General features: G+C 50.6%; 13 protein-coding genes. 5 read left to right on the top strand and 8 right to left on the bottom strand.

The window, feature by feature from the left end:
• From ileS to ABWH99_RS02140, 8 genes are all read right to left on the bottom strand, one after another.
• Complete coding sequence (gene ileS / locus ABWH99_RS02175; RefSeq protein ID WP_375584677.1) at positions 1-3375, bottom strand: isoleucine--tRNA ligase; 3375 nt, start codon at positions 3373-3375, stop codon at positions 1-3.
• A gap of 209 nt (positions 3376-3584) precedes the next feature.
• Positions 3585-4931, bottom strand: coding sequence for a DUF4038 domain-containing protein (locus ABWH99_RS02170; RefSeq protein WP_375584676.1), 1347 nt, complete (start codon positions 4929-4931; stop codon positions 3585-3587).
• Positions 4880-5812, bottom strand: coding sequence for an alpha/beta hydrolase (locus ABWH99_RS02165; protein WP_375584675.1), 933 nt, complete (start codon positions 5810-5812; stop codon positions 4880-4882). Before ABWH99_RS02165 ends, ABWH99_RS02170 begins: the two co-directional genes overlap by 52 nt.
• Positions 5813-5831: 19 nt before the next feature.
• On the bottom strand, positions 5832-7163 hold the full coding sequence (locus ABWH99_RS02160; protein WP_375584674.1) for an FGGY-family carbohydrate kinase: 1332 nt from the start codon (positions 7161-7163) through the stop codon (positions 5832-5834).
• Between the two features lie 33 nt (positions 7164-7196).
• Positions 7197-8480: a TIM barrel protein gene (locus ABWH99_RS02155; protein WP_375584673.1), complete on the bottom strand. Its 1284-nt coding sequence runs from the start codon at positions 8478-8480 to the stop codon at positions 7197-7199.
• Between the two features lie 9 nt (positions 8481-8489).
• On the bottom strand, positions 8490-10598 hold the full coding sequence (locus tag ABWH99_RS02150; protein WP_375584672.1) for a bifunctional aldolase/short-chain dehydrogenase: 2109 nt from the start codon (positions 10596-10598) through the stop codon (positions 8490-8492).
• 230 nt (positions 10599-10828) lie between these two features.
• Positions 10829-11605, bottom strand: coding sequence for an SDR family NAD(P)-dependent oxidoreductase (locus ABWH99_RS02145; protein ID WP_375586526.1), 777 nt, complete (start codon positions 11603-11605; stop codon positions 10829-10831).
• A gap of 67 nt (positions 11606-11672) precedes the next feature.
• Entirely contained in the window at positions 11673-13388 is a 1716-nt protein-coding gene (locus ABWH99_RS02140; protein WP_375584671.1) for an IlvD/Edd family dehydratase, read from the bottom strand.
• Positions 13389-13712: 324 nt separating this feature from the next.
• On the opposite strand from ABWH99_RS02140, the gene ABWH99_RS02135 reads away from it, so the two are divergent.
• From ABWH99_RS02135 to ABWH99_RS02115, 5 genes are all read left to right on the top strand, one after another.
• Complete coding sequence (locus ABWH99_RS02135; protein WP_375584670.1) at positions 13713-15455, top strand: GMC family oxidoreductase; 1743 nt, start codon at positions 13713-13715, stop codon at positions 15453-15455.
• 90 nt (positions 15456-15545) lie between these two features.
• On the top strand, positions 15546-16169 hold the full coding sequence (gene pnuC, locus ABWH99_RS02130) for a nicotinamide riboside transporter PnuC (RefSeq protein ID WP_375584669.1): 624 nt from the start codon (positions 15546-15548) through the stop codon (positions 16167-16169).
• Positions 16162-16695: an AAA family ATPase gene (locus ABWH99_RS02125; protein ID WP_375584668.1), complete on the top strand. Its 534-nt coding sequence runs from the start codon at positions 16162-16164 to the stop codon at positions 16693-16695. Before pnuC ends, ABWH99_RS02125 begins: the two co-directional genes overlap by 8 nt.
• Before the next feature lie 138 nt (positions 16696-16833).
• A complete protein-coding gene (locus tag ABWH99_RS02120; RefSeq protein ID WP_375584667.1) occupies positions 16834-17097 on the top strand; it encodes a DUF4212 domain-containing protein in 264 nt (87 codons plus the stop codon).
• 24 nt (positions 17098-17121) lie between these two features.
• Entirely contained in the window at positions 17122-18807 is a 1686-nt protein-coding gene (locus ABWH99_RS02115; RefSeq protein WP_375584666.1) for a sodium:solute symporter family protein, read from the top strand.
• Positions 18808-18887: the final 80 nt, after the last annotated feature.

Genomic DNA, 18887 nt, shown 5'->3' with positions numbered 1-18887 from the left:
CTAAACTTTCTCTACAGCGACGGAGAGTGTAAACTCGTCCATGTCTAGTACGGTTGGATGTACAATTTCGTTCTCTATCTCCAATGCCATTGCCTGGGTTTCGGTTTTGATATAGTCCGAAAAATGGCTCAGCGCATCGGTTACCAGCTGCTCCGAGGCTGCTGCCTGTATGCGTATTTTGTCCTGCACTTCCATCCCCAAATCTTTTCGCAGGTTTTGAATGCGGTTGACAAAATCCCGCGCAATGCCTTCCTCCTTGAGTTCGCTGGTAAGTGTAACGTCCAATGCAACGGTAATGCCGTTATCGCTGGCCACGGACCAACCGGGAATGTCCTGGGATTGAATCAAAACTTCTTCCAGCGAGATGACTTCTTCGGTCTCGTCCACCCGAATGTGCAGCTGTCCGGCGCGCTCGATTGCGGCGATCTCTTCCGGTCCCCATTTTTGAATGATTTGGTTGACTTGCTTCATTTTGGGACCAAAGCGTTTCCCCAAAGCCGCGAAATTGGGTTTGATGCTTTTTACCAAAATTCCGGAGGTATCGTCAATGTACTCAACGGATTTAACGTTTACCTCGGATTTGATCAGTTCTTCCACGTGTTGAATATAGGCCTGGGTTTCGGATTGCAGCACCGGAATCAGTATTTTATGCAGGGGCTGACGGACCTTCAGCTTTTCTTTTTTACGGAGCGAATGCACCAATGAAGAGATTTCCTGTGCCAACTGCATACTTTTTTCGAGCGGCTCCTGTATCAAAGTCGCGTCGGCATCTTGCCAGTCCGTAAGGTGTACCGACTGGGCGGCTTCTTTTTGGCTGGCAGTAAGGTTTTTGAACAACCAATCGGCATAAAACGGAGCTACGGGCGCCATTAACTTGCACAGGGTTTCCAGGCATTCGTAGAGGGTTTCGTAGGCGGCCTGTTTGTCGGCGTTCATTTCTCCCCTCCAAAACCGTTTTCTGGCCAGTCGTACGTACCAGTTGGAGAGCTGGTCCACGGTAAAGTTCATGATCCCCCGGGTGGCAGGGGTTACATCGTAGTTTTCGTACGCTTCACCTGTTGCATGGATCAGGGATTGCAATTTGGAAAGGATCCATCGGTCCAATTCCGCCCGGTTTTCCACAGGAATTTTGCTTTCCTTCTGGTAGACAAATTCGTCCAGATTGGCATAGAGCGCAAAGAAATTATAGGTGTTTTGAAGCGTACCAAAAAACCGGCGTTGAACCTCCGCTACGCCCTCCTGATTAAACTTGAGGTTGTCCCAGGGGTTGGCATTGCTAAGCATGTACCAGCGCAAGGCATCCGGCCCAAATTCTTTCAACGTCTGAAAAGGATCCACAGCATTTCCCAGGCGCTTGGACATTTTGTTTCCATTTTTATCCAGCACCAGGCCGTTTGCAATCACATTTTTAAACGCTACGCTATCAAAAAGCATCACAGCCAGGGTATGTAGGGTAAAAAACCAGCCCCGGGTCTGATCGACCCCTTCGGCAATAAAGTCGGCCGGGTAATTGGCTTTGAAGCGTTCCTCGTTTTCAAAGGGATAGTGCCATTGCGCATAGGGCATGGCCCCGGAATCGAACCAAACGTCGATTAAGTCGGGCTCGCGGAAGAGTTTGTCGCCCTTGGCTCCTACCAAGACAATATCGTCCACGTAGGGCCGGTGCAGGTCGGGTGTTTTTCCCTTAAAAGGGGATGCGGTCATGTAGCCTTTCGCTACGGCCCGTTCAATTTCCTCCTCCAGTTCGGCGATGGAACCGATGCAACGGGTCTCTGTGCCGGCTTCGTTTCGCCAAATCGGCAAGGGTGTTCCCCAGTACCGGGAACGACTGAGGTTCCAGTCCACCAGATTTTCGAGCCAGTTTCCAAACCGACCGGTTCCGGTAGATTCCGGTTTCCAGTGGATACTGCGGTTATGGGCGACCAATTGCTCTTTGTAAGCGGTGGTTTTGATAAACCAGCTTTCCAGGGGGTAATACAGAATGGGCATATCTGTACGCCAGCAATGGGGATAGCTGTGTTCGTATTTCTCTACTTTAAAAGCCTTGTTTTCGTTTTTCAGAATAATGGAAATAATGACGTCGGTGCTTTTATAGGCCTTGTCTTCTTCGTCTTCCAGCAAGTAGTTCTTGACGTAAAAATCATTTTCACTTAGCGTTTTATGGGCCTGAATCCCGTGGGTTTCCATTTTGGCTTTGAGGTACCTGCCTACAATGGGCAGGAATTTGCCTTTTTTGTCCACAATCGGGATTTCTTGTCCCCGCTCGTCTTTGACAAAAATACCCGGAACCTGCTGCTGTGTCAGGGTTCGAAAGTCATCTGCGCCAAAAGCTTTTGCCAGGTGAACGACCCCGGTGCCGTCTTCGGTGGTCACGTAATCTCCCGCAATTACCGAAAATGCAGGATCGGGAAGGGACAGTTCGGGAATGGGAAACAATTGCTCGTACTTCAGCCCCAACAGGTCTTTGCCTTTGAGATGTTCCAGGACCCGATAGGGAATAATCTTGTCTCCCGGTTTAAATTCGTTAAGTTCCTTTCCGCCGCCCTCTGGATGAAAATACGCGGACATTCGGTCCTTTGCCAAAATAACCGTTTCTGGCTCGAAGGTGTAGGGATTGAATGTTCGTACCTTTACATAATCCAGTTTTTCTCCAATGGCCAGGGCCGAATTGGAGGGCAGGGTCCAGGGCGTAGTGGTCCAGGCCAGGATGTAAACGTCTTTCTCTCCCCGCACCTTAAACTGAGCGGTGATAGACGTATCTTTTACATCCCGGTAACACCCCGGCTGGTTGAGTTCGTGCGAACTCAGGCCGGTTCCGGCTGCAGGTGAATAGGGCTGTATGGTGTATCCCTTGTAAAGCAGGTCTTTCTCGTAGAGTTTTTTCAGCAGGTACCAGAGACTCTCCACGTACTTGGCGTCGAAGGTGATGTAGGGATCGTTAAGGTCTACCCAATAGCCAATCTTTTCGGTCAAATCGTCCCATTCGTCCTTGAAGCGCATGACTGTTTCCCGGCATTTTTGGTTGTATGCCTCTACAGAAATTTTGCTGCCAATGTCTTCTTTGGTGATGCCCAGCTCTTTTTCTACCTGGAGTTCCACGGGTAGCCCGTGGGTGTCCCAACCGCCTTTTCGTTTAACCTGAAATCCTTTCTGGGTTTTGTAGCGGCAGAAAACATCTTTGATTGCCCGGGCCATGACATGGTGAATTCCCGGAGTGCCGTTGGCAGAAGGCGGTCCTTCGTAGAAAGTATAGGTAGGAGCCCCTTCCCTATTCGCGACCGATTTTTCAAAAATTTCGTTGCTTTTCCAAAAAGCCAATATATCTTCCCCAATGCGGGGGTACTCCACTTGTTTGTACTCCTGATATTTTTTCACTGCAACTAGAAACGGTTTTCGGTTTAGGTATTCCCTATTCTTGGTTTGGAGCAGCTGACAACTGCCTCAAAAGGAGGCGTAAAGTTAATAGAAAACCAGGGGATATGTATGGCAATTGTGTAAAAACTGCCAAGAACACAATCAATGCTTAAAAAGAAGGAAACGAAAGAAATCCTCCGAACGCAACTCCCGGCAGTGGATGCCGGAGGTTAACGATCGGAGACAAGGGACCATTTTTCCAGATTGGCCTTGTCAAGCAACAGCAGCAACCAGTCGCTTTGGGGATCGGGAACCTGAAATCTGGAGCTTATCCTGCCTTTCACCTCGGTCTTTTCTCCGGTTTCGGGGTTCAGCCAAAAGGCCACCTTTTCTTTTTTACGGAAGAGGGCAGACCTGACCGTCAGGGAATTTCCTTGCGGGCTGTATATCAAGACCCAGCTTCTGTCGGGACTGGCCAGTGCAATTTTTACGGGTCTCGCCCACCAGTTGACTCCCCGAAGCAGGGAAGGATCCGGCACCATCTGTTGCCATGGCAGACTGTCGAAAATTCTCCGAAGGATGCCCATTTGCCTGGCACCGGGAAGGTCAAGGGCTTCCTTCCAGGAAAACTGTGCCCCAAAAAGAGGTTCGGTTTTTCCATCGTACATTTGCCAGATCTCGTTGCATCCGTACGTATGGCCTGCGGCTCCGGAGAGCAAGTTCCAGTAGGCGGCCCGGCGTATATCGCTGGCATCCAGTCGCTGAAAGTGCCATTTATTTAGCAGGTTTGGAATGTTTTCGTAGCCAGGTTCACCGTCAATGATGGGCCTTGGCGGGTTGCGTTTTCTTCCTTTTCGGGTAAACCGATACTCCCGGAACCCTTTCTGATGGCGACTTTGGAAAAGATCTATGTCCAGCCAGCCAGCCTTTCCGAAGTGATCGCTGGCCAGGTTTCCCCCACTCGGATGATAGCTCATGAGGCAATGGGCTTGCTGGTTCCGGATACCGCCTGCCATTTGTTCAATGATTTCCCGATGCAGCGCTGTTTCCGGAATTCGGTCCCCGCCGAGAATCCAAACAATGTGCGGACATTTGGCATAGCGCTTGCCAAGAAATTCTCCGAAGGCTCGGGCGTTCGCCGGAGTGAAAACTTCCGGACCGCTGCCCCATTTCTTATTGAACTTGTCGCCCCAGGTAGGCAATAAGCCCAGGTACAAGCCCATTTTCTCTGCCATCGCCACTACCTGATCCACGTGCGCAAAATAGGCTTCGTTGGGCCGCGTCGGGTTGTCCTCGTGTAGGGGAACTTCCCCATTGGCGTTGGGGCGGTGCAACCCGTCCAATTCGGCCAGGACAACGGTTTGAATCAAGGAAAAGCCTTTGTCTTTCCGGTTTTGAAAATAAAGCTCCGTTTCGTTCAGGCTCAACCGGTGTAAGAGTTCCCAGGCGGTGTCCCCTACCCATAAAAATGGCTCCCCGTCGGTATTTTCCAGGTACCTTTGGTTGGCCGTTATTCGAAGCGGTTTCACAGGGAGGGGGGTAAATGTTGCATCCAGTTGATGAGACTCTCCATCCATCCTTTTTGGGTTCCCTCGCTATTTACAGACAGGGAAAACCCGTGTCCGCCGGTCGGATACAGGTGCATTTCTACGGGAATTTGTTTTTCTCGCAGCCCTTGATACATGAGCAAGCTATGCTCTACCGGAACGGCTTTGTCGTCCTGGGAGTGGAACAGAAAGGTGGGTGGGCTGTCTGCCCGGACCTGCGTTTCGTTGCTAAAATAGCTGACCCACTGCGGGTCGGGCTCTTTGCCGATGAGGTTGTTTCGGGAACCCATATGGGTAATGTGTTCGGTAAAGGAAATTACCGGGTACCCAAGAATCATAAAATCCGGACGGCTGGATTCGTGTTCAACGGCATCCTCATCGCCCGGGTTACCGGAATCAAAATGTGTACCCAACGTGGAAGCAAGGTGACCTCCTGCGGAAAATCCCATGATCCCAATTTGATCCGGATCTATGCCCCATTCTTCCGCATGGTGGCGCACCAGGCGAATGGCCCGCTGACCGTCAGCCATGGGTACCACGTGCGGTCGTGTTTGGGTTTCTGAGGAGGGCAAGCGGTATTTCAGGACGATTCCTGCGATTCCCTGGCTGTTTAGCCATTTGGCGATGTCCAGTCCCTCCCAGTCGTAAGCAAGTACTCCGTATCCACCCCCCGGGCAAATAATCACAGCTTTTCCGGTAGCGGATCTTTTGGCTGGAAGAAAAACCTGGATTTGAGGAAGTTGGACCTTGCTGATGACCAAAATGTCGTTTTGTTGAACGACCTCGGTGACGGCTGTTTCTTTCTGGAAGGGCACTTCTCCCGGATAGATATTCAGCGTGATGGGTTCGGTTTGTCCCCAGGAAACGTTGGTAACCATAAGCAAGCAGGCCAGGAGGTATAAGGAACGCATGTTTTTTGATTGGTATGAGTTAAGAATAGGCTTTGAGCATCAAGGCGGCACCGTAGGCAGAACCCAGGGGAAAATCAGAAAACTCCAATTCGTAGCCTTCCAATAATTCCGTTAGGAACCGGATAAATACCTTATTGTGTACAAAACCACCGTCAATATACACTTTTTTTGTATCCGACCCACCCTTTGCAAGGATGAGAGAGGCTACCTGCATTCTGGCCAATCCGTAGACCAACTGGTGGTAGGCGGTTTCAAAATCTGGAAAAGCCGAAATCTCCCAGCGATTTTCCGGAAAAATCGATTTCACCAGAGGGGTTCGGGCAATCGTTTCCGGATAAAAGGTACCCGGGGTTTCTCCCTCCAATAGGCGCTTTACCAATGCTTCATCCGGAAGGATGTCTTTGTAGTACTTGCTTTCTTTTCCGAAGAGAGCATTTAGTTTTTCCAACTGATGGTCCAGTTCGTAGCCAAGAAAGAATCGACTTGCTTTGACCGTTTGGCCATGAATGGATAGAAAGTTCAGGCAGTCGTTTTGCAACTCCTCCAGGCTTAGTTCTTCGTGGGGAAAGGGATTGAGGGTGATGCTCCAGGTGCCGGTCGAAATCAGGATAAAGGGTTCGTTGATTTTGATCAGATAGGAAGCCAATGCAGAAGAGCTGTCGTGGATTCCCACGCCTACCTGTACTTTTTTGCCACAAATCAACCGCTCAAAGCTTTGGGTGGTTGGTACCTGGCGGGGTAGTTTTTCGGCGATCCCTTCTTTATAGACCCATTCGTGGTAATCTTTCTTCGGAAAATCCCAAAGCTTGGTGTGACAGCCAATGGAGGTAGGTTCGCTCACTGCTTCACCGCTGAACAAAAATGAAATGTACTGCGGCAGGTGCAGGGAATACGCGACCTTCTCGAAAATTTCAGGTTTCTTTCGTTTCAACCAATACAGCTGCAGACCGGAATTCAGCATTCCCAGGGTAGGCGAAGCAGTGGCCAGGTTGATCGTTGCTTCGGGATAGGCTTCGTAGAATTCCCGGTGCAGGTCCTCCGGAAAGTCTTTCAGGTAGTTGTAAATAGGCGTCAGGGGCTTGCCATTCTCGTCGATGGAGACGAAGGAAGCGCCGTAGGTGGAGAAATTAAGGGCTTTGATTTCGTAGGCGGGATGCTTGCACAGCGCTTCTACGGTGTCTTTGGCCCAGCGGGTAATTTTCTCCAAATCGTCGCATTCGTCCCCATCGTCATCGGTGATCGTCGGAAACTTTACGTATTCTTCGTTTATTTCATTCAGGTCCTCATCGAACAGGAAGAACTTTTTGTTGGTTTTACCTATGTCAAAGATGGCAATTACCGGTTTAGGCATTGGATGGTTGGTTTAACGAAAAGAAGGGATACATTACAGGCCAGTGGCCAGGCTTTTGGTTCCGCGCTCCCCTACGAGTGTTTTTCGAACCTCCAGTTGGCGAAAAACGCGAATAGGGTGCAGGGCCGCCCCGGACTGAAGCCTCGCTTCGGCAATCAAGGGCCTCAGGTCCGTACGGAAGGCCTCCTGCAGGATTTCTTGCGCCAGCACAGGATCATTGCTATCCCGGGCGTTTTCCAGGGCTGCCCGATCCACGATCAAGGCCTGCGCATACGCCAGTTGAATGGCCTCCACGGATTGCAACAGGTCTTCCATGGGGTCCTTCAGATTATGGCTGGCATCGATCATCCAGGCGGGGGAAGGATTGGCCGACCTGGGGTCCTCCATTCCCTCAACCAATTCGTTGAAAATCAGAAATAACTGGTACGGTTTCATGGCGCCTACCGTGAGGTCGTCGTCACCAAATTTGGAATCGTTGAAATGAAAGCCACCCAGTTTTCCCTGCATCATCAGGGTAGCTACTACCTGCTCAATATTGGTATTGGGCAGGTGGTGTCCCAGGTCTACCAGGGTATATGCCCGCTCTCCTAGTTGGGAGGCCAGCAAATGAGACGTACCCCAGTCCTGAATAACCGTGTGGTAAAAGTAGGGCTCGTACGGTTTGTATTCCACAAATAACTTCCAGTCTGCAGGCATGCCCTCGTAGATTTCCTTGAGCGAATCCAGGGTCCGCTGCAAAGCTTTTCTGAAATTCATTTGGCCGGGAAACGAGGAGCCGTCGGCGAGCCACACCGTGAGGGATTTGGATCCCAGCATTTTTCCATATTGGATGACTTCCAGGTTGTGGTTTACCGCTTGTTGTCGCACACGGGCGTCCGTGTGACAAAGGGAACCAAACTTGTAGGAAAGCTCCTGATCGGGTTGGTCCTGGAAGGTGTTGGAATTAACCGCATCGAACAGTAATCCGTTGGCGGCTGCATGTTCCCTTATTTTTTCAACGTTGTCCGGAATGTCCCAGGGAATGTGTAGGGAAATGGCCCCTGACCCGGCGTTCAAGGCATGCAGGATGCCGACATCCGTGATTTTTTCTTCCAGTGAGCGTGGTTCACCGCCTCCGGGAAACCGACCAAAGCGGGTGCCTCCGGTACCCAGTGCCCAGCTAGGGATGGCGACCTGGAACTCCCGGATCTTTTTAATCAGCTCATTTACCTGGATGCTTCTTTGCGACAACCTGTGGCTTAGATACTCAAAACTCTCCCGGTGATCCGGGAGAGCTTGGTCATTGAGTGTATGGATTTGGTTTTTATCGAATAGCATGGTACTGATTTATCGTACAAACGCGGCTGCTACTCCGCCATCTACATTCAGGATATTTCCGGTACTCTTGCCGAGATGCCCGCCGACGAAGGCGAAAACGCCATTGGCAATGTCATCTACCCCGATGATTTCATTCATGATCGTGCGCTTGGCATAAAAAGCAGGCAGTTCCTCTACGGTGATGCCATAGGCTTTGGCACGACCTTTGGCCCATTCGCCTTCCCAAATCTTACTGCCTTCGATCACTGCATCTGGATTAACCACGTTGACACGAATTTTATCCGGGCCAAGTTCTGCGGCCAGAAGTCGGCTCATATGAACCTGAGCAGCTTTTGCGGTGCCGTAGCCCACGTTGTTTGGACCGGACACCAACGCGTTTTTACTGGCAATATTGACGATATCTCCACCTTTGTTTTGGGCCCTGAGGATGACTACCGCTGCTTTGGAAACGGCAAACTGACCTTTTACCAGCACGTTTTGAAGAATGTCCCAGTCTTTTTCGGTGGTTTGATCGATTGGCTTGGAGATGGCCAGCCCCGCGCAGTTTACGACGATATCCACGCCTCCAAATTTCAAACAGGCGGCTTGCAACGCAGCTTCGATGTCTTCCATCTTGGTGACGTCCATCAGCGAACCGGCGCCGGTATCCCTGTTGTAACTATCCACCGCCGCTTCCAAATTGCTTTGGTTGATGTCGGTGATGAATACACAGGCGCCTTCTTTGGCTAGTTTGTCCGCAATGGCTTTTCCAATGCCGCCTGCACCCCCGGTCACAAAGGCTACTTTACGGGAAAGGGGTTGTTCCTTGGGCATGCGCTGTAACTTGGCCTCTTCCAGCAACCAATATTCAATATCAAATGCTTCCTGCAGGGGAAGGGAAACGTATTCGGAAATCGCTTCTGCACCTTTCATCACGTTGATGGCATTGGTGTAGAATTCACTGGCTACGCGAGCGGTTTGTTTGTTTTTGGCATAAGAAAACATGCCCACGCCGGGCCATAAAATCACCACTGGGTTGGAATCTCGAATAGCTGGACTGTTGTCCCGTTTGTGGTCTTCGTAATACTTGGTATAATATTGCCGGTAATTTTCAAATTCTTTTTCCAAATACGCGGTCACCTCGCTCATATCGCTGAGATCCTTGTCGGCCGGAATGTCCAGTACCAGGGGTCGGATCTTTGTCCGCAAAAAGTGGTCGGGACAGCTGGTACCCAGCGGAGCCAGTTTTTCAAGGTCTTTACTATTGATGAACTCCAATACCCGCTCGTCATCAGAAAAATGGCCGACCATGCGGTTAAAGCTGGAAGCCAGCCCTCTTAAATGCGGCGCAAGCTTTGATGCTTGTTTTTTTCTCTCGGGCTCGGGTAGGGATTGAACCTTCTGTCCACCGAAGACCGGGCGTTCTTTTCCGTAGTTTTCTTCCAGGTATTGAGAGGCTTTGTCAATAACCTCCAGGCTGTTGATGTAGCATTCGTAAGAAGTCTCTGCCCAGGTAAAGAGCCCGTGGCCTCCGAGCATGATGCCCCGAATTCCCGGGTTCGCTTTCAAGGCTTCGTCCAGTTTCAATGCCAGGTCGAAACCGGGGCGCTGCCAGGGAACCCAGGCGATTTGGCCTTCAAATAGCTCCTGCGTGATCTTTTCTCCATCTTTAGAGGCAGCGATGGCAATGGCCGCATCCGGATGGAGGTGATCGATGTGTTTGAATGGTAAAAACGCATGAAGCGGGGTATCGATGGAAGGAGCCTTTGAATCCAGATCGTAGATGCAATGGTTGAAAAGAGCCACCATTTCATCTTCAAATTCCAACCCTCTGTACACGTTTTTTAACGAAAGTAGCTTGTCCATGTACAATCCTGCCAGGCCATTTCTTTTCAAGGTACCGATATCTCCACCTGAGCCCTTGATCCACATTACTTCGGTATCTTTCTTGGTAAGGGGATCTTTTTCGATGGTTTTGCAACTGGTGTTGCCGCCCCCGTAGTTGGTTATCCGCAAGTCCGCACCCAAAATATTGGACCTGTAGAGCAAAAGCGCGATTTGATCGTCTCCCAGAGATTTTGCCTTTTCCTCATCCCACAAGTAATCTACGTGCTTAAACGTGTCTTTTGTAATTGCCATATTAAAATTGAATAGATTTAACTGCTTTTAATTTTATAGATTTAGCGAATATAATTTATCATTAGTTTTTAACTGTCCTGTTCTATGCTGATTAGGAGGAAAAAACGCCAGCGCCTTGTATCCGGTGCTTCTCGCTTCGTTTTCACAAACTTACCTGAAATCATCAAAAAACATGTTTTTCTAGCCGGATTTCCTCGAATTTGCCCCAAAAAATTGCGTGAAAGAACGAATTAGGTATATGGAGACGGACTGGTGGCGGTCCACCCCCCGTCAATTACCAGACTTTGACCGGTAATGTGACGTGCCTGGGGAGATAGCAGAAAAGCGACTGCCTCCGCAATATCCTGAGGACGGGCCGGTCTCCCCATCGGGGTAATGCGGGACCAGGTTTCCGAATAGCTGGCCTCCTGGGCCGTACGCTCGGTAATCGTTGCCCCGGGAGCGACCGCATTTACATTGATTTTGAACGGAGATAGTTCCAATACCAGGGTCTTTGCCAACATTTCGAGGGCGGCTTTGCTCATGCCATAGGCGGCCAGGTTTTTGTGTGCCTGGTGGCCGGTTACCGAAGACATAAACAACAAACTGCCTCCTCTTTTTTGTGCGATCATTTGCCGGGATGCCTGCTGGGCCAGGAAAAAGCTTCCGGCCAGGTTGAGTTGCATGACCTTGTGAAAATCCGCTTCCTTGTAGCTGAGGAATTCTCCGAATAAGGTGATGCCTGCGTTGGCCACAACCAGGTCCAGGGAACCAAATGCTTTTACCGTTTCCCGGACCATTTGGCTAATAAAACCGGTGTCTCCCGCATCTCCCGGGCATCCTTTGCAAAAGCCTGGGTGGGATGCGTTGATCGTTTGGGTTGCTTTCTCGGTGAGTAGGGGATCCAGGTCGTTGAGCATCACGTACACTCTCCGGGAAGCAAGCAGGCGGCATATTTCGAACCCGATGCCGGTGCCTGCTCCGGTGATCAGCGCCACCTGCGGATCGGGTTGGTTTTGCGTATTCATGGTGTGTTTGGAATCAAGCACGCGTTTGGGAGGACCGGTGGGTCCTTCCCGAACGCATGCATGGGATTTAGTGAGAATCTTTGGTGACTTCACTTCCGGAATTTCCCTTTAGAAAATCCAGATCGGCCCCCAGATTGGCTTGTTCCACGTGTTTGACATACAGACTGACATAACCCCTTTCGGTCATTGCCGCGGGCTTTTGCCAGGCTGCTTTTCGTTTCGCAAGCTCCTCCTCAGAAACGAGTAGGTTCAGTTTTCGCTGTTCCACATCCAATTCGATCAAATCACCCGTTTTTACAACGGCAAAGTTGCCACCTTCTGCGGCTTCGGGTGTGGCGTGTAGGACCACGGTACCGAAACCGGTGCCGCTCATTCGGCCGTCCGAAATGCGAATCATGTCCTTGATGCCTTTTGCCAGCACTTTTGGTGGCAAGCCCATATTTCCTACTTCCGGCATTCCGGGGTAGCCTTTGGGCCCCACATTCTTCAGAACCATGATGGAATGCTCGTCTATTTCCAGGTCGGGGTCGTCAATTTTGTTTTTGTAATCGTCTATGTCTTCAAAGACCACCGCCTTCCCCGTATGCTTCATCAATTCCGGACTGGCTGCTGAGGGCTTGATAATGGCTCCGGTCTCGCAAAGGTTTCCCTTGAGGACCACGATTCCGGACAACGCGTTAAAGGGGCGATCGATCGAGGCAATTACCTTGTCGTTATAGTTTTCGAAACGCTCGTTGATTTTGCCGATTTCCTGCCCGGTGACGGTGATGGCCTGGTTATTCAATCGATCCTTTAGCTGCCGTATGACCGGCGGCAGCCCTCCGGCATAGTAAAAATCCTCCATGAAGTAGCTACCTGAGGGCTGAAGGTTTGCCAGCAGTGGTATGTTGGATGAAAAGGTATCAAAATCCTCCAGGGTAAGCGGGATACCCATTCTGCCCGCAATGGCTAGCAGGTGGATCACAAAATTCGTGGAACCACCGATGGCCGCATTTACCATGATTGCGTTTTCAAACGCTTCGCGGGTAAGGATGTCCGAAAGTTTCAGATCGTTTTCCACCATCTTTACGATTTCCATGCCGGAAAGATGCGCCAGTACTTTTCGTCCGGTATCCGGTGCGGGAATCGCCGCATTGCCCGGCAGGGAGAGACCAAGAGATTCCACCATGCAAGCCATGGTGGAGGCAGTACCCATGACCCCACAATGGCCATCGCTGCGACACAGCGCGGATTCCGCTACATATAAGTCTTCCTGAGTCATTTTGCCCGAGCGGGCTTCTTCGCTAAAACGCCAGATATCGCTGGTGCTTACTTCTGTGCCCCGGTACCTGCCGGTGAGCATGGGTCCGCCCGATACCACGATGGTGGGTAGGTTGACGCTGGCAGCGCCCATCACCAGGGAGGGGGTGGTTTTGTCGCAGCCGCAGAGCAGCACCACGCCGTCCAATGGATTGGCGCGGATCGACTCTTCTGTGTCCATGCTGGCAAGGTTGCGGTACAGCATGGCGGTTGGTTTCATGAGCGTTTCCCCGAGCGACATCACCGGAAATTCTACCGGATATCCTCCCGCTTCCAGCACTCCTTTTTTGACAAACTCTGCCAGTTCCCGGAAGTGAGAATTACAGGGCGTTAATTCCGACCAGGTGTTGCAAATGCCGATGATGGGTTTTCCACCCAGTTCGTGGGTGGGAATCCCCTGTTTTTTAAACCAGGACCTGTAAATCAGGCCGTCTTTGCCGGTTTTCCCAAACCAGCCCTGGCTTCGCCGTTCCGTTTTCTTCATTGTTAGGTTTGTATTGTCAAGTTGGATGAAATGCCTGCCGGAGGCAGCTAGTACTTTTTTTTCTTTCAAAGTATAAGATTAGTAAATGTTTGGTCAAAATAAAATATTCCGATTCAAAAACCCTTGCCTTCCCCCGGGAGTTATCATCAGAAATGGCAAATCCCGCAATCCGGCAGAAAGAGAGCTTTTCAGCTGTCAGGCTTTTCCGTTGATCCAGCGGATTTCTGAGGAGCAACAAATGATTCTGAATTGAAATGATGGAACTTTAGGGATTATCTCCTATTTTAGGCAGTCAATTAGTCACAAACATCAAATCGATAACCAATGAGTTTTGAAATAAAAGCATCCATGGATACCTACGATGTCATCATCGTGGGTTCCGGAGCGGGAGGAGGCATGGCCAGTAAGATCCTTTCGGAGTCGGGGTTGAGTGTAGCCGTGGTGGAAGCGGGAAGTGATTTTGATCCCGCGCTGGAAGAATACCGTACCCAACTCCGTTGGCCCTGGGAGTCTCCCCGTCGGGGGGCAAACACGGTGCGTGCATTTGGCGATTTCGATGCCGCTTACGGTGGATGGGAAATAGAGGGAGAACCCTACACCCGCAAGGATGGTACCCAATTTGATTGGTTCCGTTCGCGAATGGTGGGGGGTCGAACGAATCACTGGGGTAGGATTTCCTTGCGTTTCGGCCCGGATGATTTCAAGAGAAAAAGTATAGACGGGCTCGGTGATGATTGGCCCATTGGCTACGAAGATGTAAAACCTTATTACGACCGGGTCGACCAAATTGTGGGTGTTTTTGGTACCAAAGAGGGAATTCGGAATGAGCCCGATGGGTTTTTTCTTCCCCCGCCCAAGCCCCGACTTCACGAGTTGGCATTCATGAAGGGAGGTAAAAAGATCAACCTGCCCGTCATCCCCTCTCGTATTTCTGTCTTGACGCGTCCCGTAAATAACGAACGCGGAGCCTGTTTTTTCTGTGCCCAATGCAACCGCGCCTGTCAGGTATACGGGGATTTTTCTGCCGGAACGGTTTTGGTAAAACCGGCCATCAAAAAGGGAAAGGTGGATTTGTATACCTACGCCATGGTCCGTAAGGTAACCACCGATGAAAAAGGAGAGGCGACCGGGATTTCCTACGTTAGCAAGGTAGACATGCAGGAGTACAAGCTAAAGGCGCGGGTGGTGGTTTTGGGTGCGTCTGCCTGCGAGACCGCCCGGATCATGATGAACTCCAGCTCCACTCAGCATCCCAATGGAATTTCCAACAGCAGTGGAACCCTAGGGAGGTATTTGCACGATTCCACGGGCGCGAGCCGCTCCGCCTTAATGCCGGAATTTTTGGGCAGGGACAAATACAACGAAGATGGCGTGGGCTCGATGCACGTGTACACCCCCTGGTGGCTGGATAACAAAAAATTAGACTTTCCCAGAGGCTACCACCTGGAATTTGGTGGAGGCATGCGCATGCCGAATTATGGTTTCGGCTTTGGTATGGATTCCATGCGAAGCTACCTCAAAGACGAATTTGGAAAACCCCGGCCGAATGGAGGCTACGGAGAAGGATTGAAAAAAGACATTCGCAGTGTTTACGGAGCCACGGTTGGCATCGCCGGTAGGGGAGAGAGCGTACCGCAATACGACAATTACTGCGAGATAGACCCGCAAACCGTGGATAAATACGGGATTCCGGTGTTGCGTTTCCATTACAAATGGACCGACTACGAAGTTCGGCAAGCTCGGCACATGCAGGAGACCTTTGAAGAAATTTTTGATGCCATGGGGGCACAGGTGATGGGTAAAAAGCCTGGGGCAGAAACGCAGTACGGTCTGGCTGCGCCAGGGAGAATCATCCACGAGGTAGGTACCACCCGCATGGGGAAAGATCCCAAAACGTCCGTGTTGAATCCTTATTCCCAGGCCCACGAATGCAAAAACCTGTTTGTGGTCGATGCCGGTCCTTTTGTATCCCAGGCAGACAAAAATCCTACCTGGACCATCATGGCACTCTCCATTCGTACGTCCGAATACATAATCGATCAGTTGAAAAAGAAGAATATTGGGTAAAACGACCTGCGGTCCGTTAAAATCAGAAAGTCTGCACCCATGCGGACTTTCTGACTTTTTTATGTTAGGTATTTATCCCAATTTCGCCCCGTGAACTGGCAATACATCGCAAATGGACTGACGGAGGGTCTGCAGGAAATGAGTTGGCTGGAAGCGACCGCCGTTTTCTTCGGTCTGGCCTCGGTGTACTATTCCATGCGGGAAAACATACGGGTGTTTCCCACGGGGATTATCAGCACCCTTATCTACGTCTGGATATGCTTGAAGGTGGGCTTGTACGCCGACATGGGAATCAACGCGTATTATTTCTCCATGTCTATTTTTGGCTGGTACGTTTGGACCCACCCCAGGCCTGGAAAGAAGGCAGTACCCGTGACCTGGATGCAGGGAAGGGAAGTACTGGAAGCCCTGGCTTTGTTCGTGGTGGCCTATACCTTGCTATATATTCTGTTGCGTTTTTATACCGACAGTGACGTACCGTATTGGGATTCGTTTACCACGGCGACTGCCTTTGTAGGCATGTGGCTCATGGCCCGAAAAAAAGTGGAGAACTGGATTGCATGGATCCTAACCGATTTGGTATCCGTTCCGTTGTATTTTTACAAGGGGCTGATATTGACCTCGTTTCAGTTTTTGGTTTTTACGGTTTTGGCGGTGCTGGGCCTGATCGCCTGGATCCAGGCGGCCCGAAAATATGCAGCGACCGATGGATAAAGTGGTAATCATTGGTCCCGAATCTACCGGCAAAAGTTCGCTTAGTGCCGCACTTGCTGCCCATTTCAGAGCGCCTTGGGTGCCGGAATATGCACGGGAATACCTACAGCAGCTCCATCAGCCCTATACCTACGAAGACCTGTTGCAAATTGCCCGGGGCCAGCTGGCATCGGAAGACCAGCAGGTGGCTAAGGCAGACGAGCTGTTGTTCTGCGACACCGATTTGCGGGTCATCAGAATCTGGAGTGACTACAAATACGGGAAAACCCACCCCTGGATACAGGAACAAATCGAAGAAAGAGCCTATGACCTGTACCTGCTCACCGATATCGATATTCCCTGGCAGGAGGATCCGTTACGGGAACATCCCGATCCGATCCTTCGAAAGTACTTCCTCGAACAATACGAACGGGAGCTGGCGGCTTCGGGGGTTTCCTGGGTAAAAATATCCGGGACGCCGACCGTCCGCCTGGAGGCGGCCGTTCAGGCCATTCGAGCAAAACTCGGGAGAAGCCCCCATCGATAGTAAAGGGAAGACCAATTATCTTGTTCTTTCGCCGAATCTGGGATAATTTGCAGGGATTCCCCGAATCATGCTGTTGGTTACGGAATTTTTGAATATTTTCAGGATTATTCTCTAACAATAAACCAAACATACCGCTACATGCCTGCCCACAACGAACAAATGAAAAAGTACTGGAAACGCAACATTCGAACGGTACTGATACTGCTTTCGATTTGGTTTGTCGTTTCTTTTGGTTTTGGTATCCTTCTGGCCGAGCCCTTGAATGCCGTACGGATGGGTGGCTACAAACTGGGGTTTTGGTTTGCCCAGCAGGGTTCCATATTTACCTTTGTAATTATAATTTTCGTTTATGTATACCGCATGAACAAATTGGACGAAGAATTTGATGTCAACGAAAAATAACCCTGTAAACCTACGATCCCAGCTATGGATATTTTAACCTGGACCTACATTTTGGTAGGCCTGTCTTTTGCCCTGTACATCGGCATTGCCATTTATACCCGCGCAGGCTCTACAAAAGAATTTTATACCGCAGGAGGAGGTGTATCACCCTTGGCCAATGGCATGGCCACCGCGGCCGACTGGATGTCGGCGGCATCCTTTATTTCGATGGCGGGCATCATTGCCTTCTCGGGTTACGACGGTTCGGTGTACTTAATGGGCTGGACCGGGGGTTACGTTTTGTTGGCCCTTTTGCTGGCTCCCTACCTGCGGAAATTTGGGAAATTCACGGTTCCCGACTTTGTAGGTGATCGGTATTACAGCAACAAAGCCCGTGTGGTGGCCGTGTTTTGTGCTTTGTTCATCTCATTTACCTATGTTGCAGGGCAGATGCGGGGGGTAGGCATCGTATTTTCCAGGTACCTGGAGGTCGACATCGAAAAGGGCGTGATTATCGGCATGACCATCGTGTTTTTTTATGCGGTATTGGGTGGCATGAAAGGCATTACCTATACCCAGGTCGCGCAATATTGCGTGTTGATTTTTGCCTTTATGGTTCCCGCGATTTTTATTTCCATACAACTTACGGGAAATCCCGTACCGCAGCTAGGCTTGGGAGGAACGGTGCAGGACGGCAGCTACCTGCTGGATAAATTGGACGGCATTTTGGTGGATTTGGGTTTTCACCAGTACACGGCGGGCAGAAAGTCGGTGACCGATATATTCGCGATTACGCTTGCGCTAATGGTGGGCACGGCCGGCTTGCCGCACGTCATCGTGCGGTTTTTCACTGTACCCCGAGTAAAGGACGCCCGGCTATCGGCAGGCTACGCCTTGGTTTTCATTGCCATTCTCTACACGACGGCCCCAGCTGTGGCGGCCTTTGGGATATATAATGCCATCGATACGGTAGCCGGACAGCCGGTGGACCAATTGCCGGACTGGGTGGAAAACTGGCAAAAGACCAATCTTATCGTCGTGGATGACGCGAATCAAGACGGGGTAGTACAATACCTGGCCGACCCGGAAACCAATGAACTCACGGTAGACAAAGACATCATGGTTTTGGCAGCCCCGGAAATCGCCGAATTGCCCAATTGGGTAGTGGGCCTGGTAGCTGCTGGCGGGATGGCTGCTGCCTTGTCCACGGCAGCAGGACTGCTTCTGGTTATTTCTACCTCCGTATCTCGGGATCTTTTCCGCACCTTCGTACCTCAGATGACGGAAAAAACGGAATTGATCATCGCCCGCTTATCTGCTGCAGTGGCGGTGGTAATTGCCGGCTATTTCGGCATCAATCCTCCCGGATTTGTCGCAGAAGTGGTGGCGTTTGCTTTTGGGCTGGCAGCCGCTTCGTTTTTTCCGGTGATTATCATGGGGATTTTCTCTACCCGAATGAACAAGGAAGGCGCCATCGCGGGAATGGTGACCGGTTTGATCTTTACCATGGCGTACATCGTGTATTTCAAGTTTATTAGTCCGGAAGCCAATGTGCCGGAAAACTGGTGGTTTGGCATTTCTCCGGAGGGCATCGGCACGGTTGGGATGCTGATAAATTTTGTGTCCTGTTTTCTGGTGTCCAAATTTACCGCGCCGCCCCCAGAAGATGTGCAGGAGATGATTCAGGATATTCGTGTTCCAAGGGGAGCAGGAAAGGCCCATGATCATTGATCTTGATGATCCATACCGGGGCTATTGGAAGAAAAAATGATTGCATTACCATAAGTTTATAGCATAATCAAAACCTAAAA

Origin of the sequence: Cyclobacterium xiamenense, assembly GCF_042140265.1 — a bacterium.
In the GTDB taxonomy this organism is placed as follows: domain Bacteria; phylum Bacteroidota; class Bacteroidia; order Cytophagales; family Cyclobacteriaceae; genus Cyclobacterium; species Cyclobacterium xiamenense_A.
This window is presented reverse-complemented; position numbering and strand designations above follow the sequence as displayed.